The following is a 22658-nucleotide window of genomic DNA, read 5'->3' as shown; positions in this document are numbered from 1 at the left end:
AATAGGAGTGGCAAAATGAGACTTAGGAATAAACCTTGGGCAAAGGAAATGATAGAGAACCATCCGCAATATATTGTCGCTAATCCAGAAATATATAAAGGAAAGTGGCATGAGGTTTTTCATAATGAACAGCCACTTCATATCGAAGTAGGGACTGGAAAAGGCCGCTTTATTACAGAAATGGCAAAGGCACATCCTGACATTAATTATATAGGGATAGAAATTTATGATTCAGTTATCGTTGCTGCTTTAGATCGCTTAATTGAAGCAGATTTACCAAACTTAAGACTACTTAATGTCAATGCCAGTGATTTAAATAAATATTTTGAAAAAAATGATGTCGACAGAGTCTACTTGAATTTTTCAGATCCATGGCCAAAGACCCGTCATGAAAAAAGAAGGCTAACTTATAAAGACTACTTGAAGCTTTATGAAAACATATTGGTTGATAACGGTGAAATCCATTTTAAAACCGATAATCAAGGCTTGTTTGAATATTCATTGAAGAGTTTTTCCGAATATGGATTATTATTAACCTTCCTAAGCCTTGACCTTCATAAAAGTGATTTTGAAGGTAACATCATGACAGAATATGAACAAAAGTTCTCTGAAATGGGAAACCGTATTTACCGTTCTGAAGTAAAATATCAAAACTAATCTTAGGACAGTCTAATCAAAAGACTGTCCTTTTTGTGTATGGTAAAATATAAATAAAAGGTCAAAGGGGGCAGCATATGGAGACTTTAATAATTGGCAGAGTTCAGCTTACTTGGTTATCCGGTGGTGTGACAAATTTAGATGGCGGCGCAATGTTTGGTGTGGTTCCCAAACCGTTATGGGCGAAAAGGTATCCGCCTAATGACAAAAATCAAATTGAACTACCTACAGATCCAATCTTAATCCAAATGGATGGAAAGAATATTTTAGTGGAAGCAGGCCTTGGAAAAGGGAAATTATCGGAAAAACAACTTAGGAATTTTGGTGTTACAGCGGAATCTGACGTGGATGGCTCTTTACAAAAGCTAGGGTTAAATCCAGAGGATATTGATTATGTTTTAATGACTCATATGCACAATGATCATGTTGGCGGTCTGACAAAGTTGGAAGATGGGATTTATAAATCAACCTTTCCTAAAGCAAAGATTATTACCTCAACCATTGAATGGGATGAAATGAGGAATCCGAATATACGTTCAAAAAGTACATACTGGAAAGAAAATTGGGAGGCAATACAATCTCAAGTTATTCCTTTTGATGAAAAATGGAGTTTAGGAGCCATTAGTATGTTTCATACTGGTGGTCACAGCAATGGACATTCTATTCTTATCATTGAGGATGAGGGGGAGTTGGCCATTCATATGGCTGACTTAATGCCAACACATGCTCATAGAAACCCATTATGGGTCATGGCATATGACGATTATCCAATGGACTCGATTGCCGCGAAAGAGAAATGGGGCGCATTTGCATTAGATAAAAATCCATGGTTTACATTTTATCATGATGCATTTTATCGAGCCGTCAAATGGGGTATTGATGGTCAAATGACAGACAGTATAAAGAGGGTAAAATAAGAACACGATATAAAAGACAGTAGCCGTACCCTTATGGATACGGCTACTGTCTTTTAAAGGGCTAACTTAGTCGAAGCTTGAACGTCTAAAAGGGTTCCGGTCGATGCATCTGCAATGAATTCAAATTGTTCGTTTACACCATTCTTACTTTTTGAGATTCCGCCCTTATACACCTGATACTTGATTTGGTGCTTCTCAAAAGGCTCCGTTACCATATGTATCCAAGAGCCATTAATTGGTCCATTTTGGTTAAATTGTTTTTTTACATTCTCCAAAACCTTTTCAGGTGATACATATGTTTTTTGTGAAATGATTTCCTTAACAGCATAGCCGCTGATTACTCCGACTGTGGCTCCAAGGATAAATGATTTCCAGTTCATAAGGCACCTCCAAAATTTCAAATTTGCTCTTGTTTCCAGTATATCTCATTTATTAGCTAGAACATAATAAATCCTTCAGACAAATTAATTGTTGGTAAGATAAGATAAATTTCAGTAAGATGAAAATATACATAATGATTACATACACAATTGAGGGGGAAATTTACTTTGAATGAGCAGACATTAAATCTATTCAAAACGTTAACTGAGCTTCCAGGAGCACCAGGTAATGAGCATTTAGTTAGAAACTTCATGAGAGAGCAATTATCTCAATACTCGGATGAAATTGTCCAAGACAAATTAGGGAGTATTTTTGGTGTCAAAAAAGGGAATCAAAATGGTCCAACGATTATGGTTGCCGGTCATATGGATGAAGTTGGTTTTATGGTAACGGCAATTACCGATAATGGGATGCTGAGGTTTCAACCGCTTGGAGGCTGGTGGAGTCAGGTTCTATTAGCCCAACGTGTCCAAGTCATCACAAATAATGGACCTGTTATTGGTGTCATAGGCTCCATTCCGCCTCACCTATTAGCTGAAGCACAGCGCAACAAACCAATGGAAATCAAAAATATGCTGATTGATATCGGTGCAGACGATCGAGAGGACGCGGAAGCGATTGGTATTAGACCAGGTCAGGCAATCCTGCCTATTTGTCCATTTACTCCAATGGCGAATGAAAAGAAAATACTTGCGAAAGCTTGGGATAATCGTTATGGCTGTGGTCTTGCGATTGAACTGCTTCAAGAAGTAAAAGATGAAACATTACCGAATATTCTTTATTCTGGTGCAACCGTTCAAGAGGAAGTAGGCCTCCGCGGTGCACAAACAGCTGCCAATATGATTAATCCAGATATCTTTTTTGCATTAGATGCGAGCCCTGCAAACGATATGTCAGGTAGTAAATCAGAATTTGGCCAATTAGGTAAGGGAGCACTACTCCGAATTCTTGATCGATCAATGGTAACTCACCGTGGAATGAGAGAGTTTATTCTTGATACAGCAGAAACAAACCATATTCCGTACCAATACTTTGTTTCACAAGGTGGAACCGATGCAGGACGTGTTCATCAATCCAACGAAGGTGTTCCAAGCGGTGTAATCGGAATTTGTTCACGCTACATTCATACACATGCTTCCATGATCCATATAGATGACTACGCTGCTGCTAAAGAATTAATCGTAAAGCTTGTAAAAGCCTGTGACCAAACAACAGTAGATACCATCAAGGCAACCAGTTGAGTTAATAAATTGAGGAGGCATCGATATGCCTTCTTTTTATATGGAAAAGGAGAGGAAAAAATGAAAATAATTATAGGGTCCAATAATCCTGCAAAAGTTGCTGCCGTAAAAAATGCTTTTCAGTATCAACAATCAGAGTTTATATCGTTAGACATCCCATCTGGTATAAGTGACCAGCCATTTTCAGATGAAGAAACGATTAAAGGAGCAATCAATCGGGCAATTGGTGCTTTAGAAATGGGAAGCGGAGAAATAGGAATCGGGCTTGAGGGAGGTGTACATGAATCCACTCAAGGTTTACTTCTGTGTAATTGGGGTGCCCTAGCCTCAAAAGATATGGAACCAATTATTGCAGGGGGAGCTAGATTTCTCCTCCCCATTGAAATTGCGGACCGATTAAGAGCCGGAGAAGAGCTTGGACCGGTCATGGATGACTATGCAAAAAAGGAAAATGTTCGTAAAAAAGAAGGGGCTGTTGGAATCTTTACCAATGGCTTAGTTAATCGTTCAGAGATGTTTTCACATATAATGGATCTCCTAGTAGGGCAGTTGCACTATCAAAAAGCCTCAAAGAAGTGAAAAATTAACTACTACTAAAGAAATAAATGCTTTTTTCGACAACAGAAATCGACAAAAGACTTGTCTTTTGAATATTATGAAAGGTATGATATAGATAGGACAATCAATTGTCGTATTAGGAGGCGAAGAAAGCTGAAATTCTTTAATGCCATATTGATCGTAATCGTATCTGTTCTCTTCCTTAGTGCCTGTGGAAAAACAAATTTTAAAGCAGAAAGTAAAGAAACAATTGATGCAGTGAAAGAAACGCTAAATGAAAAGGCGAAAAAAACAAATAAAACAAGCGGTAATATTAACTTTTATTTGCCCTTTGGATATGAAATTCTAGAAGAATCTCCAAATAACATTATTTTAAAAAATGGATCAAAACAATATATTCTTTTTAATAATCCGCAAGAAAATAAAGTAAGCGATGTAGTTTATAAATCAACTGTTGCACAAAATAAAGACTTAGATATAAATCAACAATTTAAAAAAAATAATCAGTTTGGATACCTAATCATAAAGAAACTAGAAGAAGATATGAATGAAATGACTATTGGTATTGGTGGTACAAAGATTACTACTTTGATTAAAACTAGCAGCTTGAAAAATGAAGCGGCAGTAATGACGCAAATAGTTAAATCAGTGGTAAATGAAAAATAAGAAGGAGGCGTTACGTTTGAAGAATTTAGTATCTATGGAGCAATTTGAACAACTCCGTGATGGAGGAAAAACAATCTTTATGTTTTCAGCAAACTGGTGTCCCGATTGTCGAATTATCGAACCTATACTTCCAGATATAGAAGCGAAGTTTAGTGAATTTACTTTTCTTCATGTTGATAGGGATCAGTTTATTGATTTATGCCAACAGTTAGATGTATACGGTATTCCAAGTTTTATTGCTTTCGAGAATGGGAAAGAGCTTGGTCGCTTTGTAAGTAAAGATAGGAAAACACAAGAGGAAATAGAAGAATTTATTAATGGTCTAAAATAATTCAGTCATCCACCCTCCATCTTCTTTTGAGATGGAGGTTTTTTAATGTACAATGAAGAAGGTAGGTAACTCCTAGTTATGGAGGGATTAATATGAAAATGGATAGTATTAAAATGAAAAGAGAATTAGAATCACGCTTAGCTGATGATGATCGGCTAATAACATATGATCGTGAAAAGGATCAATTACGTATCGAAAATAAAAAGATTGGAAAAGGAATCACCATCTCGCTGGGTGGTATTGTTGCTAAATGGCATTCCGAGAAAGAAAAGGCAATTGATGAAGTGGTTTATTATGTGGAAGAGGGACTAAGGGCTATGACCGACACAGTCCAGCTAACGGACCATGAGAAAAAGATTTTTCCGGTTATACGCTCAACATCTTTTCCGCTTGAAGCGGAAGAGAGTGTTCCATTCTTAACAGATGATCACACTGCTGAAACAAAAATATATTATGCATATGATATGGGGACAACTTACCGATTAATTGATTCGCGAATCATGGAAAAAGAGGGATGGCAGGCAAGTCGAATTAAAGAAATCGCCTTATTTAATGTCAGGTCTTTAAAAACTTCATTAAAAGAGGATCAAGTAGCAGGTAATACTTTTTATTTTCTTAATTCAAACGATGGTTATGACGCAAGCAGGATTCTGAATAAAGGCTTCTTAAATGATATGAAACGAAAGATAACAGGGACAATGGTCCTTGCCGTTCCACATCAGGATGTCTTAATTATTGCTGATATTCAAAACCATACGGGTTATGATGTTTTAGCACAAATGGCAATGAGCTTTTTTGCTAGTGGACGTGTACCTATAACGGCGTTATCCTTTTTGTATGAAGATGGAGAATTAGAACCGATTTTTATATTAGGAAAGACACGAAATAAGGATGGAAAAGGATCACGGTAAGTGGTCTTTTTTGCTTATTCTAAGATTTTTTGTCGAAAAAGTAATAATACCTGTTAAAATAGAGTGATAGTAATAGTAGAAAGAGTGATAGTTTTGAGTTGGATCCAAAACTTTTTTCAAAAGTTTATAAAGGACAATGGAGATGAATATGCTGATTATGACATACATAACAAGCAGCAGGTAAGGTCGCTGCCTCATAAAATAAACGAGGGTAGTCATCATCTAGATACAAAAATTTCTTATCAGTATCCTAAAGGTCAACTACATTTCAAATTGAAACCGGAAATTCCAATCGTGAAATTTGAAAAACCAAACCGACAAATGAGGGTAGAGCAACGTTCTGAAGTAAAAAGTTCTGTAACAAGAAGTTCAGAAACAAGAAGTTCAGAAACAAGAAGTTCAGAAACAAGCGGTTCAGAAACAAGAAGGTCAGAAATAAGAAGTTCAGAAACAAGCGGTTCAGAAACAAGAAGGTCAGAAATAAGAAGTTCAGAAACAAGAAGTTCAGAAATAAGAAGTTCAGAAACAAGAAGTTCAGAAATAAGAAGTTCAGAAATAAGAAGTTCAGAAATAAGAAGTTCAGAAACAAAGAATAAGCAGGTAAATAAGAAAATTACACCTCCGATAAATAAAAAACCGTTCCAGCTGACAGAAATTCCTTCACCAATTTATGGGTTTAGCAGACCGGCTAGACATTCAAATAAAGTTGTCGAGCATGAGTTAAGCCATTTTCTAGATGATGAATCTGAAAAACTGCTGGATTCAAGTACTCAGGCATCAGAGCAAGAGACTATGCCGGAAGTTGAACTAGCTGCCTCTGAGACCGCCGTTGCGATATCTGAAGTGATCCAGGTAAATGAAGAGTCGCCAGTAAATGAGACCAAGGTAGAAGAACAATCGGAGGATCCTAGAAAGGTACACAGCCGAAAACGATCCCATCTTCCGTTCAATGTTATGATGTTAAAACAGGATAAGTTAAAATGGGAAGAAAGAAAAAGAAGAAGTACTTTGCCTGAGGAAAAAGAAGAGATTAAGAAAGAAACACCTGAAGTAAAGCTAAAGACAGACAATATCGAATCAAAAGAAGAAGTTCATGCAGATCTTCCAAAAGTTGAAGTTATCGTTGATGAACCGAATACGATTCAACAAGATATCCAAGTTGAATCAGTGCCTAAAACCGATTTGCCGATAGAACACCCCCTAGTAGAATCAGGTTTATATGAGTTTCCTAGGATGAACTTGTTAAATCCTCCTGTGATTGTAGAAGACGATACGGAATGGTTATTATACCAAGAAGAACTTTTAAATCAAACCTTGCAAAATTTTAATGTCGGTGCAAGTGTTGTGAATGTAACTCAAGGACCAGCTGTGACTCGTTTCGAAGTCCAACCTGAGCCTGGGGTTAAGGTAAACAAAATTACAAATTTAAGCGATGATATTAAATTAAGTCTTGCTGCCAGAGATATACGAATTGAAGCACCCATTCCAGGTAAACATACCATAGGTATTGAGGTACCGAACCAAAAATCACGTCCTGTGTTAATCAATGAAATTATACAGAGCCCAGTATTTCGAGAATCATCTTCTCCGTTAACTGCTGTACTAGGCCTTGATATTTCCGGAAAACCGATTGTTACAGATTTAAAGAAAATGCCCCATGGGTTAATCGCTGGAGCAACAGGTTCTGGTAAAAGTGTATGTATTAACACCATACTAGTAAGTTTATTATTTAAAGCTAGTCCAGAAGATTTAAAGCTATTATTAATTGACCCTAAAATGGTAGAGCTTGCTCCCTATAATCGAATTCCGCATTTAGTTAGTCCAGTCATTACGGATGTAAAGGCAGCAACCGCATCCTTGAAATGGGCTGTAGATGAAATGGAGAGACGCTATGAGTTATTTGCGCATTCAGGAGTGCGCGACATAAATCGATTTAATGAGCTTGCCATCAAGCATAAACAATATTCTGATAAACTTCCGTTTATTGTAATCATTATTGATGAATTAGCAGATTTAATGATGATGTCGCCTGCAGATGTGGAAGAAGCGATTTGCAGGATTGCTCAAAAAGCAAGAGCATGTGGAATTCATTTAATTGTAGCTACTCAAAGACCGTCTGTGGATGTCATTACAGGATTAATTAAGGCCAACATTCCAACACGGATTGCCTTTTCTGTTTCTTCACAGGTGGATTCTCGCACTATTATAGATATTAGTGGTGCTGAAAAATTACTCGGTCGAGGAGATATGCTCTTTTTAGAGAATGGCTCATCAAAGCCCGTACGTCTACAAGGCACCTTTGTTTCAGATGAGGAGATTGACCTTGTGGTTGGGCACGTGAGAGATCAGCGGGAGCCTGATTACTTGTTTGAACAAGAGGAACTATTAAAAAAGGCACAGGTAACAGAAGAAGAAGATGAGCTCTTTTACGAAGCTTGTGAATTTATTATTGAACAGGGGCTTGCTTCGACCTCTAGCTTACAGAGGAGATTTAAAATCGGGTATAACCGTGCAGCAAGATTAATGGATATGCTCGAATCAAATGGTTTTATTACCAGTGCTAATGGCAGTAAGCCACGAGAGGTCTTGATTACATTGGAGGACTTGGAGTCCATGCAAGATGCTGGTACAATGAACTAATCTTAAGTATTTTTTGTTAAGATAAACAAAAAATATAATGATAATGAAGTATCAAATAGTTTTTATTGATGAACAATGTTATAATACTTAAATGTGAATCACTTATAAATTTTTATTCGTTAGCAAGTTAAAGCGTCAGGGCGCTTTAGTATTGTCTAGCTGCAGCGCCTAGGGGCTCGGGGTCATAAGCCAAGACGTCAAGAAGGTAAAGAACAACCTTCTTGACGTCTTGTCTAATGCCTGTCGCCCCTGTGCAAGGCGCTTCCGCTTTTCGCTTTAAAAATTAGCATTTCAAGATAGATGTCATATACTGTTTTACAGATAGACGTTGGTTGGAGGTTCTTTATATGACTATTTACCATTTTGTAGGTATAAAGGGGTCAGGAATGAGTGCATTAGCACAAGTTCTCCATGATATGAAATTCGATGTACAAGGCTCCGATGTCGAAAAGCACTTTTTTACTCAACTGGCCCTTGAACAATCAGGAATAAAGATTCTCCCCTTTAATAAGGAAAACGTTAAGCCGGGGATGACAATTATTGCTGGTAATGCATTTCCTGATACTCACGAGGAAATTCAAGAGGCTATGAAGCTCGGGCTGCCGATTATTCGTTACCACCGATTTTTAGGCGATTTTATGCATAATTTCACTAGTGTGGCTATTACTGGTGCACATGGTAAAACGTCTACAACTGGACTGCTAGCGCATGTCATTAAGGGCGCAAAGCCGACTTCGTTTTTAATTGGTGACGGTACAGGTAAGGGCGAAGAGGGCTCTAAATATTTTGTTTTTGAAGCATGTGAATACAGAAGACACTTTTTGTCCTATTTTCCTGATTATGCGATCATGACAAATATAGATTTCGATCATCCTGATTATTTCGCCAATATTGATGATGTTTTTTCGGCATTTCAAGAAATGGCTGTTCAAGTTAAGAAGGGGATATTCGCATATGGGGATGATGAACAACTTCAAAAAATCCAGGCAAAGGTCCCTGTATTGTTTTATGGTTTTGGTGAGGAAAATGACTACCAAGCCAAAAATCTTGTGAAAAGTACTAGTGGAACAACATTTGATGTATTTATTCGTAATACATTTTATGATACGTTTACCATCCCTACTTTCGGTGAGCATAGTGTATTAAATGCGCTTTCTGTTATTGGGGTGTGCCACTATGAAGAAATCGATGTTTCAATTGTTAAGGAAGAATTGAACACCTTCCAAGGTGTGAAAAGAAGATTTTCCGAAAAAAGAATTGGGTCACAAATTTTAATTGACGATTATGCCCATCACCCAACAGAAATAAAAGCTACTATCGATGCAGCTAATCAAAAGTACCCAGACCGAGAAATTGTAACCGTATTTCAGCCGCACACTTTTTCAAGAACACAGGCTTTTCTAGAGGATTTTGCAAAAAGCTTGAGACTTGCGGATAAAACGTATTTGTGTGAAATCTTTGGTTCTGTAAGAGAAAACCATGGAAAACTGACGATAAAAGATCTACAGACAAGAATTGAAGGTGCGGAAATTTTATTGGAAGAAAATACCTCTTTGCTTGAGAAACATAAAAATAGCGTAATTATTTTTATGGGTGCGGGAGATATCCAAAAATTCCAAGAATCCTATGAAAACCAGTTAACCCTATAACAAGAAAAGTGCAAGCGACCGTTTAGAGGCGTATGGACTGGAGCTCTTTGACTGAGATAAAGGAAACACGGAGAGCGTTAGCGATCCGATGTTGACTTATTGTAGGGAAAAGGGTGAAGTACACTAGCCGCTGGTCGCTGGAACTAGCCACAAAAAAGGATGCCCGTAACCAAACGGACATCCTTTTTTGAATTATTTAAGATTTTCAGGGTTTAATCCTTCTAATTCAGGAATAACAAAAAGACCGTCTTTACGAATCAACACATCATCGAAATAGATTTCTCCCCCGCCATATTCTGGACGCTGAATGTTAACCATATCCCAGTGAATATTTGAGTGATTACCATTAAATGCCTCATCATAACATTGACCTGGTGTAAAGTGGAAACTGCCCGCGATTTTTTCATCAAATAAAATATCCTGCATTGGGTTTAAGATATATGGATTAACGCCGATAGCAAATTCTCCAACATAGCGTGCCCCTTCATCTGTATCAAATATTTTATTAATTCGCTCAGTGTCATTGGCAACCGCCTCAACAATTTTACCATCCTTAAATGTTAGTTTTACATTTTCAAAAGTAAACCCTTGATAAGGCGATGGGGTATTATAAGAAATAACTCCATTTACTGAATCACGTACTGGTGCGGTATATACCTCTCCATCAGGAATATTTGCATGTCCAGCACATTTTATTGCAGGGATATCTTTAATAGAGAAGCTAAGGTCGGTTCCAGGTCCTGTGAGACGGACTTTATCGGTACGGTTCATCAATTCGGCAAGGCTGTCCATGGCTTTATCCATCTTTCCATAATCCAAATTACAAACATCAAAATAGAAGTCCTCGAATGCCTCTGTACTCATTTTTGCTAACTGGGCCATGTTTGATGTAGGGTAGCGAAGGACAACCCATTTTGTTTTCGGAACGCGGATGTCGCGATGAACCTTTTTACCAATCGTATTGCCGTGAATCTTCACCTTATCGTCTGGAACATCAGCCTGCTCGTTAATATTATCACCAGATCGCAGGCCTATGTACGCATCCATTTTGCTCATAACATTTGCTTCAAAATCAGCAATCATATTGAATTGTTCTTCCTGGGCACCAAGTAATAAAGCACGGTCTACTTGTTGGTCCTTTAAAAGTACAAATGGATATCCACCAGCAAGATAGGCTTCCTTAACAAGTGCTGTAACAAGCTCACGCTGCAGGCCAAAGTTTTCAATTAAAACCTTTTCACCCTTTTGCAGCTCTACCGAGTAGTTGATTAAATTTTTTGCTAGTTTTTCAATACGTAGATCCCTCATGTTTTACGCCTCCAACAAAAAAATGTAAATACATAATCTATTGTAACCGATTCCTTGATAAAGTGAGAAATATTTAACTTAATAGTAAAACGTATTGTAATCCATTGCAGGAAAATGAGACAATCATCTTGAAGTAGTGTAAGATACCTATCCAGGTTTAACACTGCTCGAGATAGGTAATACATAATGGTATATAAGCGGAGGTAAAAAAGAATGGAAATTATTTTATACTTAAGCGTCGCTTTGATTGCGATTGCGTTTTTAGTGCTTGTCATTTACTTAGCCAAAACACTAAAATCTCTCCAAGAAACTCTATCAAGTGTTTCCAAAACGTTAACTGGATTAGAAAAACAGTTGGATGGAGTCACACAAGAAACGACTGTACTCTTACAGAAAACGAATGCTCTTGCGGATGATATTCAGGAGAAATCACAGAGTTTAAATAGTGTTGTCTCTGTGGTAAAAGACGTTGGGACGACAGTAAATAAATTCAATGGTACATTAAAAACTTTAACAGAATCTTTTGATATACAAGTTGAAGAAAATAAAGAAAAAATCTCCCAAATTGTGCAATGGAGTAACGTTTTCCTTGAACTAAAAGATAAATGGAATGCTAAGAAGCAAGTAAAAAAAGAAAGTAATGATGTGGAGATTAAGAGAGTTAGATCAAGATAGTATTTATTATATAAGGGAGGAATCCATTATGAGTAGTAAAGATTACGAATTGCGAGAAACAAACCAAAACAAAAGTGAAGACTCATCGAGCAGTTTTTTCCTAGGTGCACTGATTGGCGGACTTGTGGGTGCAGCTGCAGCAATCTTCTTAGCCCCTAAATCAGGTAGAGAGATTCGAAGTACACTTAACAATCAAGCGGGTACATTAAAGGAAAAAACGGTTCAACTAATGAATAAAACAAGGACACCACTGGATGTAGAAGAAGAAAATTATATTCCAATTGGTGGTGTGCCAAAAGCAAATAAAGAAGGTTCAGTTGATGAACTTGCGATAAGAAAAAAATTAGAACAAGCAAAAAAAGCGTTTGAAGAGGAAGAATATAAGGTAACACATTAAGAATTTTCAAAAAATTAATCGAATTATTTGTGTCAAAAACGGTGAAGTGATAGAATGACTTCACCGTTTATTATTTGGAGGATAGAATATGCTAAAAAAAATTGATACATTAGAACAATTTGAAGACTTATTAAAGCAAAAAGATAAATTTTTCCTTTTAAAACATAGTTTAACTTGTCCAATTAGTCATGCAGCCTATCAGGAATATGAAAAATACGCAGGGGAAAACCAAGGCGTGCCAACCTATTATTTAGCCGTTCAAGACGCACGACCACTATCTAATGAAATTGCAGAGAAATTTGAAATTAAACACGAATCCCCTCAAGCATTGTTAATAAATAAGGGTGAGGCGATTTGGAATGCCTCTCACTGGAAAATTACAAAACGTTCTTTGACAAATGCAACAAGTGAAAATTTATAGGCACAATATAAACTTCACTGCATAGAATGTCTTTTATAAACGATAACACTTTAGCGCTTAAAAGCGTTTAATTGTTAAAGAAAAAAGACGTGACAAAAAAGAACTTATCAGATATAATAAACCCTAATTATTGAATTGTTAATTAATTTATTATATGGGAACTAACTGACAGTATTCTGGATTATTCTGTCAGCTATTGAAAGGGCGGGGGCAAAAAATGAGCAAAAGTAATTTGGAACTATTAAGGAACCGTGTCGATGATCTTAACTTAGAATTATTGAAACTAATTAATGAAAGAGCTCAACTCGTCCAAGAGATTGGGAAAGCAAAAGAAACTCAAGGGGTTTATAAATACGATCCCGTCCGTGAAAGAAAAATGCTTGATATTATTAAAGAGCATAATGATGGGCCATTTGATAATGCAACCATTGACCATTTATTTAAGGAAATTTTCAAGGCTGGATTAGATTTGCAAAAAGATGATCACCAAAAAGCACTTCTTGTTTCTAGAAAGAAGAAGCCGGAAAACACAATTGTTACTTTAAAAGGTGAAACAGTTGGAGACGGGAAGCAACATTTTGTTTTTGGTCCATGTGCTGTCGAGTCTTATGAACAAGTTGCAACTGTTGCAAAAGCAATGAAAGAAAAAGGGTTAAAGCTGCTTCGTGGTGGTGCCTATAAGCCTAGAACATCTCCATATGATTTCCAAGGTCTTGGAGTTGAAGGGTTAAAAATCTTAAAACGAGTGGCAGATGAATATGATATGGCTGTCATTAGTGAGATTGTAAATCCAGCGGACATTGAGATGGCTATTGATTATATTGATGTTATTCAAATTGGTGCCCGTAACATGCAAAACTTTGAATTATTAAAAGCAGCTGGTGCAGTGAATAAGCCAGTTCTTTTAAAACGTGGTATAGCTGCTACTATTGAGGAATTTATTAATGCTGCCGAATATATTATGGCACAAGGAAATGGGCAAATAATTCTTTGTGAACGTGGAATTAGAACGTACGAACGTGCAACAAGAAATACCCTTGATATTTCTGCCGTACCGATTCTAAAGCAAGAAACACACTTACCAGTAATGGTGGACGTGACTCACTCAACAGGTCGAAGAGATTTACTTCTTCCAGCTGCTAAAGCTGCACTTGCGATTGGCGCTGATGGGGTAATGGCTGAGGTTCATCCAGATCCGGCGGTAGCACTTTCTGATGCTCAGCAGCAAATGAATCTTGATCAGTTTAATACTTTTTATAGTGAACTGCTCGCTTCCAACTTAGTTAGAATTTAATGTATAAGTAAAAGAGACCTTCTGTATGTCTTGCAGAAGGTCTTTTTACATTAAATAATGAAAATATAGTGAAAATGAGAACATATATCATTGCGACTTGATTGTACTTATCGTATGATTAAATACATATAAAAGTTTGTATATTTTCTCACAATGACTAAATTGTTGAAAAATGCTGTAAAATAAAGAAAAATACGTTGCGTGTTTAAGGAGAGTGTTAAACGTGAATATTACAATTTATGATGTTGCCCGGGAAGCAAATGTTTCGATGGCAACCGTTTCACGTGTAGTCAATGGAAATCCAAATGTAAAGCCTGTTACTCGAAAAAAAGTATTAGAAGTTATTGAAAGACTTGGCTACCGTCCTAATGCTGTTGCCAGGGGATTGGCTAGTAAAAAGACAACAACGGTTGGGGTAGTTATTCCCGACATTTCGAATATCTTTTTTGCAGAACTAGCTCGTGGTATCGAAGATATAGCAACCATGTATAAGTACAATATTATTTTAAGCAATTCCGATCAAAACTTAGAGAAAGAATTACACTTATTAAATACAATGCTAGGAAAACAAGTGGATGGTATTGTATTTATGAGCGGAAATATTACAGGAGAACATGTGGAGGAATTTGGAAAGTCACCAGTTCCAATTGTTTTAGCTGGATCTATTGAAGAATCTGAACAGATTCCGTCTGTTAATATAGATTATGAGCAAGCCGTTTATGACTCAGTAAATGAATTTATTGAAAAAGGTCATAAGCATATTGCATTTGTAGTTGGACCATTACAAGAGCCGAAAAATATCCACAAAAAACTTAAGGGTTATCAACGAGCTCTAGTAGAAGCAGGAATAACTTTTAATGAGTCACTTATTGTAGAAGGTGATTACACCTACGACTCTGGCTTAGAAGCATTCGATAAATTATTAGAAGCCCCTGATAGACCAACTGCAATACTAGTTGGCTCAGATGAAATGGCGCTGGGTGTTGTTCATGGTGCTGAGGATAAAGGATATAAAATTCCTGAAGACTTTGAAGTAATAACATCTGATAATACAAGGCTTTCACTAATGGTTCGCCCGCAGCTGACCACAATCGTTCAGCCTTTATACGATATCGGAGCTGTGGCTATGCGTTTACTCACCAAATTAATGAACAAAGAAGAGGTTGAGGAACAAACTGTTGTACTTCCACATCGCATCGAGCACCGTCAATCAACTAATTAAAAAGAAAAGCGGAAGCGACCTCGAGGGGCTATGCGTTGGAGCTGGAGCTGGACAAAACGAAAAAAAGCAGTCTAAACATATGTTTAGAACTGCTTTTTTCATTTTAATCTTCCATTGTTGAAAGGTCACCTGTTGGTAAGTTAAGCTCCCATGCCTTTAAGACACGTCTCATAATCTTACCACTTCTAGTTTTCGGAAGCTTATCTCGGAAATCAATTTCTCTAGGGGCTGCATGTGCTGCAAGACCTTTTTTAACAAAAAGCCTGATTTCTTCCTTAAGTTCATCTGAAGCTACATAGCCGTCTCTTAGTGCAATAAAAGCCTTAATAATTTCGCCACGTACAGGGTCAGGCTTTCCAATTACTCCAGCTTCTGCAATAGCAGGGTGTTCAACAAGCTTGCTTTCCACCTCAAACGGTCCAACTCGTTCACCAGATGTCATAATAACATCATCCACACGTCCCTGGAACCAGAAGTATCCATCCTCATCCATATAGGCTGAATCACCAGAAAAATACCATCCGCTTGGCATGAAATAGGATTCATATTTTTCACGATTATTCCAAATGGTGTACATCATGGATGGCCAGCCCTTCTTAATAGCAAGATTCCCCATGCGGTAAGGAGGAAGTTCATTGCCTTGGTCGTCGACGATAGCAGCTACAACTCCCGGAATCGGCTTACCCATAGACCCTGGTTTAATCTCCATACAAGGATAGTTACTAATCAGCTGTGCTCCTGTTTCCGTCATCCACCAGTTATCATGAATTCTTTTGTTAAAGACCTTTACGCCCCATTTTACTACCTCAGGGTTTAATGGCTCCCCAACACTTAGGACATGGCGAAGGCTGCTTAAATTATATTTCTTTACAATTTCATCTCCTGCCCCCATTAACATCCGGAAAGCAGTAGGAGCACTATACCAAACGGTAACACCAAAGTCTTCAATCATTTTGTACCAAGTATCAGGACTAAAACGTCCCCCAACAATTACGTTGGAAGTTCCCGTTAACCATGGTCCAAAAATACCGTAAGATGTCCCTGTAACCCATCCTGGGTCAGCTGTACACCAATAAACATCGTCTTCTTTTAGATCCAAAACCCATTTGGCTGTTTGATATTGTTGAATCATTGCATTATGTACATGCAATACTCCTTTTGGTTTACCAGTTGAACCAGAAGTATAATGAAGAATGAGTCCATCTGTACGATCCACCCATTCAATTCTCAACTTGTTGCTTGCAGATTCGAATTTATTCAAAAAGTCAATGAATGGTCCTTGTTCTTCTACATTTTGACCGACAAGGAAAATATGCTTTAATGCTGGCAGCTCATCAACAGGAACACGATCTAATAATTCAGGTGTTGTCACCAAGACTTTCGCTTCACTATCTTGTAAACGATCCCTGACGGCACCCTCCATAAAGGCTTCAAATAATGGGCCAACTATCGCTCCAAGCTTGATTGCACCCAATACAGTGAAATATAGTTCAGGTGATCTAGGCATAAATACAAAAACGCGATCTCCTTTTTCTACATCTCCATAAGTTTTTAAGACATTACCAGCTTTATTTGAAAGCTCTTTCATTTCTTTAAAGGTATACTTTTCATTTCTAGTATTATCACGATAATAAAGGGCTACCTTATTTTTTCGAAAAGTTTCTGCATGACGGTCAATAGCTTCGTAAGCCATGTTAACAAGTCCTGTTTCATGCCAGGAGAATTCCTTTTCAGTCTCCTCCCAACTGAAGTTCTTATACTTTTCTTTATAATTTGCTAAATTATGCTCCCCTTGCATAACTGGCAGCTTTTCCACTTTCATTCAATTTCCCCCTTATGCTAGTATGAGATTATTATAGTACAAATAGAAACTATTCTCAATTTTTAAAAAAGTTTTTCTTTATTTCAGGAAATTGTCACATAGTTTTCTAATTAAACAGAAAATTATGGAGAGTAGCTAAAAAATGATAAAAATTATGTATAATAGAAATGATACGCGAATGATTTTTCAGGTGGTGTAGGGATGGAACACAAAAAAACGTACAATGCGAAAGAAATAAAAACCCCTCAAGGAAACTTAATTATCGAAGGTCCTATTTCCTCAGATAAACTTGCTAAATATGAATTTCACGAACATCTTACCGCTTTTCGTCCCCCAGACCAGCAGCATCAAGCGCTAGTTGGGATTGCACAACTTGAAGAGGGGCGAATTATTATTGCAAGGCATCACCATACCATTGTTGGTTATGTAACATACCTTTTTCCAGATCCTCTTGAAAGATGGTCTGAAGACAAAATGGATAATTTAATTGAATTGGGAGCCATTGAGGTAATTCCTCAATTTAGAGACTGCGCTGTCGGAAAAAATCTCCTCACCGTTTCTATGATGGATGATGCCATGGAGGATTACTTAATTATTACCACGGAATATTATTGGCATTGGGATTTAAAGGGAACAGGATTAAATGTTTGGGAGTATCGAAAAATCATGGAGAAAATGATGACTGCGGGCGGCCTCCAATGGTATGCAACGGATGACCCTGAGATTTGTTCACACCCTGCTAACTGTTTGATGGCGAGAATTGGAAAAAGGGTGGATGTGGAGACAATCCAAAGGTTTGATCGACTTCGATTTATGAATCGATTTATGTATTGATACGAAATTCAATTGAGGAGGCCATTCGGATGATAGTAGAAGAAATAATGAAAACGGAGATTGTCACGGTTAATCCAACGGTTTCAATTACTGACACAATGAGATTAATGGAGTCAAAAAAAATCCGGCATATACCCGTTATAAATGCCAATCAACAGCTTGTAGGCATTGTAACCTTATCTGATATACGTGATGCTGCTCCATCTATATTTCGTGCAAACGAACATTTGGAGGATCTGCAAAAACCTGTTGATTCCATAATGAAAAAAGACGTTATCACTGGCCATCCTCTTGATTTTGTGGAGGAGATAGCAGCAGTGTTTTATGAGCATAAAATTGGCTGCCTTCCGATCACAAACAATCAGAAGCTCGTTGGAATTGTTACTGAAACCGATTTGTTAAGAACGCTCGTTGAGTTGACTGGTGCCCATCAACCTGGTTCTCAAATTGAAATAAGGGTACCTAATCTTGCAGGAAAGCTTAGTGATATTACGAGTATAATAAAGAATCGGAAAGCCAATATTTTGAGTGTACTCGTTTATCCAGACAAAAAGGATGACCAATTCAAAATACTCGTTGTTAGATTGCAAACCATGAATCCTACTGTACTAATCCAGGATTTAAAACAATCTGGCTATGACGTTCTATGGCCAAATCTGCCAGGTGTTTCCCTATGACCGATCCATGTTCATTTGTATTTTCAGAAGAATTGTTGAATTATAAATTCAGCAATAATCATCCTTTTAATCAGTTTCGACTTAAACTAACTGTAGATTTGTTAAATAGATTATATGCCTTAGACAATATGCAGGTGGTTCCTCCAAGAATGGCAACAGAGGAGGAACTCAGCCTTGTACATGACCCAAGCTATATTAACGCAGTAAAAATGGCAGGATATGGCCAGCTTCCGCAGCAAGTGGCTGAAAACTATGGGTTAGGAACGGAAGATACACCAATATTCCCTAATATGCATGAAGCTAGCGCTCTACTTGTTGGGGGGGCATTAACGGCTGTCGATCAAGTAATGACAGGACAGGCAATCCATGCCCTTCACCTAGGTGGAGGATTGCATCATGGATTTCGCGGAAAAGCTTCTGGATTTTGCATTTATAATGATAGTTCAGTAGCTATTAAATATTTACAAAATAAATATAATGCCAGGGTTCTTTATGTAGATACAGATGCCCATCATGGTGATGGTGTCCAGTGGTCATTTTACGATGAACCCAATGTCTGTACCCTGTCCATTCATGAAACGGGAAGATACCTTTTTCCGGGTACCGGTAATGTTAACGAAAGAGGGCAAGGAAAGGGGTATGGTTATTCGTTTAATATTCCAGTGGATGCATTCACTGAAGATGAATCATGGCTTCATATGTATACTCAATCACTAAAAGAAGTAGCTGATTTTTTTAAACCGGATGTTATTCTGACTCAAAATGGAGCAGACTCCCATTATTATGATCCATTAACTCATTTATCAGCTACGATGAAAATCTATCGTGAAATCCCAAAGCTTGCTCATGAAATTGCTCATCAATATTGCGGAGGTAAATGGATTGCAGTCGGCGGCGGAGGTTATGACATTTGGCGTGTTGTTCCTAGAGCTTGGGCACTTATATGGATGGAAATGACTGAAAACTCAAACTGTTATGGAAGTTTACCAAAGGATTGGCTTGACTATTGGCAAGATAAAGCACCTGTCAGTCTTCCGATGAATTGGGATGACCCAGATGATATGTATAAGCCAATTCCTCGTAAAGCTGAAATAACAGAAAAGAACTTACTCACTCTTGAAAAAGCACTGTATCCAATCAGAAATAATCAAAAAAGTGAATCTAAAAAATAAAGGGGCTTGGATATCCAAGCTCCTTTATTGTTATTCATTAAGGTGTAGGTGTAGTTGCAATACCAACATCAACCATATTAGATGGTGGTGATTCGTTCCCTGCGATATCTACTGCAGTTACATAGTATGAACCGTTAGGGGCTGTAAAGGAAAGACTAGAGCCACTTATGATACTCGTGATCTTTGATCCGTTTTGATATACTCGATACCCAACAATATCATTATCCGCTGGTGCTGACCATATTAAATTGTTTCCGGATAGAGATAGGGTCACCCCGTCAGGACGTTTTCCGTTATCGACGATCTTATCATTTGGAACAAGGATTTTACCCCAACGTTCCGTTTTAGGTATTAGCTGACTCGTATTACTAAAATTATTGCCCACCATTTGTGCAATGAAATCAGGATTTAGGATAACTCCTTGTTGGGAAAATTCTGCTGGTGTTGAATTTAAAGCTAGATACTTTTTATCACCAATTTGCACATAGTTTCCTGCAATCAAGCTATCATCTCGTTTGGTAGGAACATTTTCAGCGTTAAAGTAATCACTTTCAACTAAGCCCGCCTTAGAGCAGGCATCTGAAGGTAACAAGCCTGAAACGGCGCAAAACGAGCGCTTTACAATTCCATCTGGTACAGAAAATGATTCATTCGGATTTATTAATTCTGGTTTAATATCATAAGCTGCATTAATTAATTGAGCCCATAGGTTATTGGTTCTTTGTGAGTAAGACATTCCGCCGGTATTTAATGATTTTGGCGTGTCATAGCCTGTCCAAATTCCAAATGTTACACTTGGATTGGTAGCAACAAACCACGCGTCATGGAAATCGTGCCCCGTTCCTGTTTTACCTGCCCAATCTGCTCTGAACTTTAATTTACTATTAATACTCGCGGCCGTACCACTTTTGATAACATCCCGCATCATATCGAGCGTTAAAAATGCAGTTTGTGGTTTAAATACATCGACAGGCTTCACTTCATGTTGATATATGGTTTTACCGTTTTTATCGACAATTTTTTCAATCATGTATGCATCAATAAATTTACCCTCATTCGCAAAGGTTCCAAAGGCGTTGGTGTTTTCTTCGACTGTTACCCCATTTTTCATTGATCCAATAGAGGTTGAGAGATTGGTATAATCCTCACTTCTTAAGGATGTAAAGCCCATTTTTTCAAGATATTTTGCAGGCTGCTGGTCTATTATATCTTTATATAGCTTAACAGCAGGAACGTTATAAGATTTTTTTAGTGCATGTCTTGCTGATGTGATACCACTGTACCGTCTGTCATAGTTGTTTGGCCAAGGTCTTGAATTGCTTGGATCAAGCCTTAAAGCAACATCAGGTAATGGTGTGCCTGGTGATACTTTCCCCAATTCAATAGCTGGTGCATAAACGAGAAGTGGCTTCATCGTAGAACCATTTTGACGAACAGCACTAGTTGCATGATTAAGTTCTTGTTTATTATGGTCTCTTCCACCCACAAAACTGATTATTTTACCCGTTTTATTCTCGATAAGCATGGCACCCACTTCAACAGGCTCCTTAACGATAATCGTTTCACCTGTTTCCGGATCCAGCTTCTCCTGGTCCTTATCAGGTCCATAGTTCGGGTAGTTATTCTTTACATCCTGGAATACATCATAAATTTCTTTATTAATAGTTGTATGAATTTCGTATCCATTTTGCCGTAAATTTTGGCTCGCTAATGTTCTGTATTTATAATAAAGATTTTCATCTTCTTTTAAGTCTATTTCTTCAAAGCCGTCGTTTTTGGCCAATACATTGGTTAATACTTCGATAGCCCGCTCTTCAATTTCAAATGTTAAGTATGGATATTTTTCAAGCGGGTTGTCCCCGGCAGGAATAAAATCCTTGGTGATATCATAGGCTGCGGCTTCTGCATACTGCGTATCATTGATATGACCGCCATCATACATTCTTTTTAGAACCGTTTTCATTCGGGTAAGACCAGGTTCTAAATTATTTTTCACGGTACCCTCTCTTGTAAAAGGTGTGTAGCCAAAGGGACTTTGCGGTAAACCAGCAATAAAGGCAGCTTGTGGAAGATTTAATTCGCTGGCATTTTTCCCAAATATTCCTTTTGCCGCTGCTTGTACACCGCCGATATTTTTACCTGATGAGTTTCTTCCAAATGTTGAAACATTTAAGTAAGCTTCCAAAATTTCTTTCTTACTAAAGAACTTCTCTAGACGAAGGGCAAGCAAAATTTCATTTGCCTTTCTTTCGAATGAGACCTCATTCGTTAAAATTTGGTTTTTGATTAATTGCTGTGTTAATGTACTGCCGCCTGATTGAACAGCAGAGTTTGTTACTTCTTGGAAAAGTGCCCGAAAAACAGCTTTTGGGACAACTCCTTTGTGTGTATAAAAATACTCATCTTCCGTTGCAATTACTGCTTTTACTAGAAAATCAGATACTTGATCAATTTTCACTTCTTCACGTTCAAGGTCTGTACGCAGCTTACCAAGATAGACATTGTCAGAAAAATATAAGTCCGATGTTTCCGTATAATTATAAATGTCCTTTTTCATGTTGTCATAAGACCGGACAGGTTCGTCCTTAACAAGCGAGGCAAAATATCCCGCACCCACACCCGTAGCAAATGCTCCCCCAAGGATGACGACAGTTATAATCAGCAGCAAAAGGTTCCAAAAGACCTGGTACGTAATACGTGCGCTTTTTACTGTCTTTTTATGGGTAAACAAGTTAGATATGGACTTTGCTTTTTCAATCCACGCTTGAAATTTATCATTCATAGAATCACCTCTTTTAAAATCACATATATTATAGCATAATGAAGATTGCAAAAATGACAAACTTCTACATTTTTCTGATATTACCAGTTCATGTTTGACAGTA

General features: G+C 37.6%; 21 protein-coding genes. 17 read left to right on the top strand and 4 right to left on the bottom strand.

The annotated features are described in order from the left end of the window. The first annotated feature begins 15 nt into the window (after positions 1-15). Both trmB and TR08_RS27500 read left to right on the top strand, forming a co-directional pair. Positions 16-657, top strand: a complete 642-nt coding sequence (gene trmB, locus TR08_RS27505; protein WP_045523725.1) for a tRNA (guanosine(46)-N7)-methyltransferase TrmB — start codon at positions 16-18, stop codon at positions 655-657. Between the two features lie 77 nt (positions 658-734). Continuing rightward, the gene (locus tag TR08_RS27500) at positions 735-1574 is read left to right on the top strand and encodes a YtnP family quorum-quenching lactonase (protein ID WP_045523723.1); all 840 of its coding nucleotides are present in this window, start codon (positions 735-737) and stop codon (positions 1572-1574) included. A gap of 53 nt (positions 1575-1627) precedes the next feature. On the opposite strand, the gene TR08_RS27495 is transcribed toward TR08_RS27500, so the two are convergent. Next, a complete protein-coding gene (locus TR08_RS27495; RefSeq protein WP_045523721.1) occupies positions 1628-1954 on the bottom strand; it encodes a PepSY domain-containing protein in 327 nt (108 codons plus the stop codon). A gap of 168 nt (positions 1955-2122) precedes the next feature. On the opposite strand from TR08_RS27495, the gene TR08_RS27490 reads away from it, so the two are divergent. From TR08_RS27490 to murC, 7 genes are all read left to right on the top strand, one after another. Next, entirely contained in the window at positions 2123-3196 is a 1074-nt protein-coding gene (locus TR08_RS27490) for a M42 family metallopeptidase (protein ID WP_045523720.1), read from the top strand. Positions 3197-3256: 60 nt separating this feature from the next. Next, positions 3257-3775 (top strand): DUF84 family protein, encoded by a 519-nt coding sequence (locus TR08_RS27485; protein ID WP_045523718.1) that lies wholly within the window; start codon positions 3257-3259, stop codon positions 3773-3775. Positions 3776-3928: 153 nt separating this feature from the next. After that, positions 3929-4420, top strand: coding sequence for a hypothetical protein (locus tag TR08_RS27480; protein ID WP_238579262.1), 492 nt, complete (start codon positions 3929-3931; stop codon positions 4418-4420). A gap of 16 nt (positions 4421-4436) precedes the next feature. Beyond that, positions 4437-4751 (top strand): thioredoxin family protein, encoded by a 315-nt coding sequence (locus TR08_RS27475; RefSeq protein ID WP_045523716.1) that lies wholly within the window; start codon positions 4437-4439, stop codon positions 4749-4751. A 98-nt stretch (positions 4752-4849) separates the two neighbouring features. Next, positions 4850-5662 (top strand): DUF1444 domain-containing protein, encoded by an 813-nt coding sequence (locus TR08_RS27470; protein ID WP_045524271.1) that lies wholly within the window; start codon positions 4850-4852, stop codon positions 5660-5662. Positions 5663-5755: 93 nt separating this feature from the next. Next, positions 5756-8302 carry a DNA translocase FtsK gene (locus TR08_RS27465; protein WP_081954675.1) on the top strand — a complete coding sequence of 849 codons (2547 nt, stop codon included), beginning with the start codon at positions 5756-5758 and terminating at the stop codon, positions 8300-8302. Positions 8303-8649: 347 nt separating this feature from the next. Beyond that, positions 8650-9951: a UDP-N-acetylmuramate--L-alanine ligase gene (gene murC, locus TR08_RS27460; protein ID WP_045523713.1), complete on the top strand. Its 1302-nt coding sequence runs from the start codon at positions 8650-8652 to the stop codon at positions 9949-9951. Positions 9952-10143: 192 nt separating this feature from the next. Here murC and TR08_RS27455 read toward each other — a convergent pair whose 3' ends face one another. Next, positions 10144-11259 carry an aminopeptidase gene (locus tag TR08_RS27455; protein WP_045523710.1) on the bottom strand — a complete coding sequence of 372 codons (1116 nt, stop codon included), beginning with the start codon at positions 11257-11259 and terminating at the stop codon, positions 10144-10146. Positions 11260-11472: 213 nt separating this feature from the next. Between TR08_RS27455 and TR08_RS27450 the strand changes: the two genes are divergently transcribed. The 5 genes from TR08_RS27450 to ccpA all read left to right on the top strand — a co-directional run bounded on the left by TR08_RS27450 (position 11473) and on the right by ccpA (position 15268). Beyond that, a complete protein-coding gene (locus tag TR08_RS27450) occupies positions 11473-11934 on the top strand; it encodes a DUF948 domain-containing protein (RefSeq protein WP_045523707.1) in 462 nt (153 codons plus the stop codon). 28 nt (positions 11935-11962) lie between these two features. After that, positions 11963-12331 (top strand): YtxH domain-containing protein, encoded by a 369-nt coding sequence (locus tag TR08_RS30590; protein ID WP_052427652.1) that lies wholly within the window; start codon positions 11963-11965, stop codon positions 12329-12331. A gap of 88 nt (positions 12332-12419) precedes the next feature. Next, complete coding sequence (gene ytxJ / locus TR08_RS27440; protein ID WP_045523705.1) at positions 12420-12752, top strand: bacillithiol system redox-active protein YtxJ; 333 nt, start codon at positions 12420-12422, stop codon at positions 12750-12752. Positions 12753-12969: 217 nt separating this feature from the next. Then, positions 12970-14046, top strand: coding sequence for a bifunctional 3-deoxy-7-phosphoheptulonate synthase/chorismate mutase (locus TR08_RS27435; RefSeq protein ID WP_045523703.1), 1077 nt, complete (start codon positions 12970-12972; stop codon positions 14044-14046). A 223-nt stretch (positions 14047-14269) separates the two neighbouring features. After that, entirely contained in the window at positions 14270-15268 is a 999-nt protein-coding gene (ccpA, locus tag TR08_RS27430; RefSeq protein WP_045523701.1) for a catabolite control protein A, read from the top strand. Positions 15269-15371: 103 nt separating this feature from the next. Here ccpA and acsA read toward each other — a convergent pair whose 3' ends face one another. Then, a complete protein-coding gene (gene acsA / locus TR08_RS27425; protein WP_045523699.1) occupies positions 15372-17090 on the bottom strand; it encodes an acetate--CoA ligase in 1719 nt (572 codons plus the stop codon). 201 nt (positions 17091-17291) lie between these two features. Between acsA and TR08_RS27420 the strand changes: the two genes are divergently transcribed. From TR08_RS27420 to TR08_RS27410, 3 genes are read left to right on the top strand one after another with little or no spacing between them, the layout of a single operon-like run. Further along, complete coding sequence (locus TR08_RS27420) at positions 17292-17924, top strand: hypothetical protein (RefSeq protein ID WP_045523697.1); 633 nt, start codon at positions 17292-17294, stop codon at positions 17922-17924. A 29-nt stretch (positions 17925-17953) separates the two neighbouring features. After that, positions 17954-18601, top strand: a complete 648-nt coding sequence (locus tag TR08_RS27415; RefSeq protein ID WP_045523696.1) for an acetoin utilization AcuB family protein — start codon at positions 17954-17956, stop codon at positions 18599-18601. Next, positions 18598-19773, top strand: a complete 1176-nt coding sequence (locus tag TR08_RS27410) for an acetoin utilization protein AcuC (RefSeq protein ID WP_045523694.1) — start codon at positions 18598-18600, stop codon at positions 19771-19773. The genes TR08_RS27415 and TR08_RS27410 overlap by 4 nt, the downstream gene beginning before the upstream one ends. Before the next feature lie 37 nt (positions 19774-19810). On the opposite strand, the gene TR08_RS27405 is transcribed toward TR08_RS27410, so the two are convergent. Then, positions 19811-22555, bottom strand: coding sequence for a transglycosylase domain-containing protein (locus TR08_RS27405; RefSeq protein WP_045523692.1), 2745 nt, complete (start codon positions 22553-22555; stop codon positions 19811-19813). Positions 22556-22658: the final 103 nt, after the last annotated feature.

This window comes from Neobacillus niacini (assembly GCF_000759675.1).
In the GTDB taxonomy this organism is placed as follows: domain Bacteria; phylum Bacillota; class Bacilli; order Bacillales; family Cytobacillaceae; genus Neobacillus; species Neobacillus niacini_A.
Note: the sequence above shows the minus strand (reverse complement) of the source record. Positions and strands in the feature narration are given on the sequence as shown.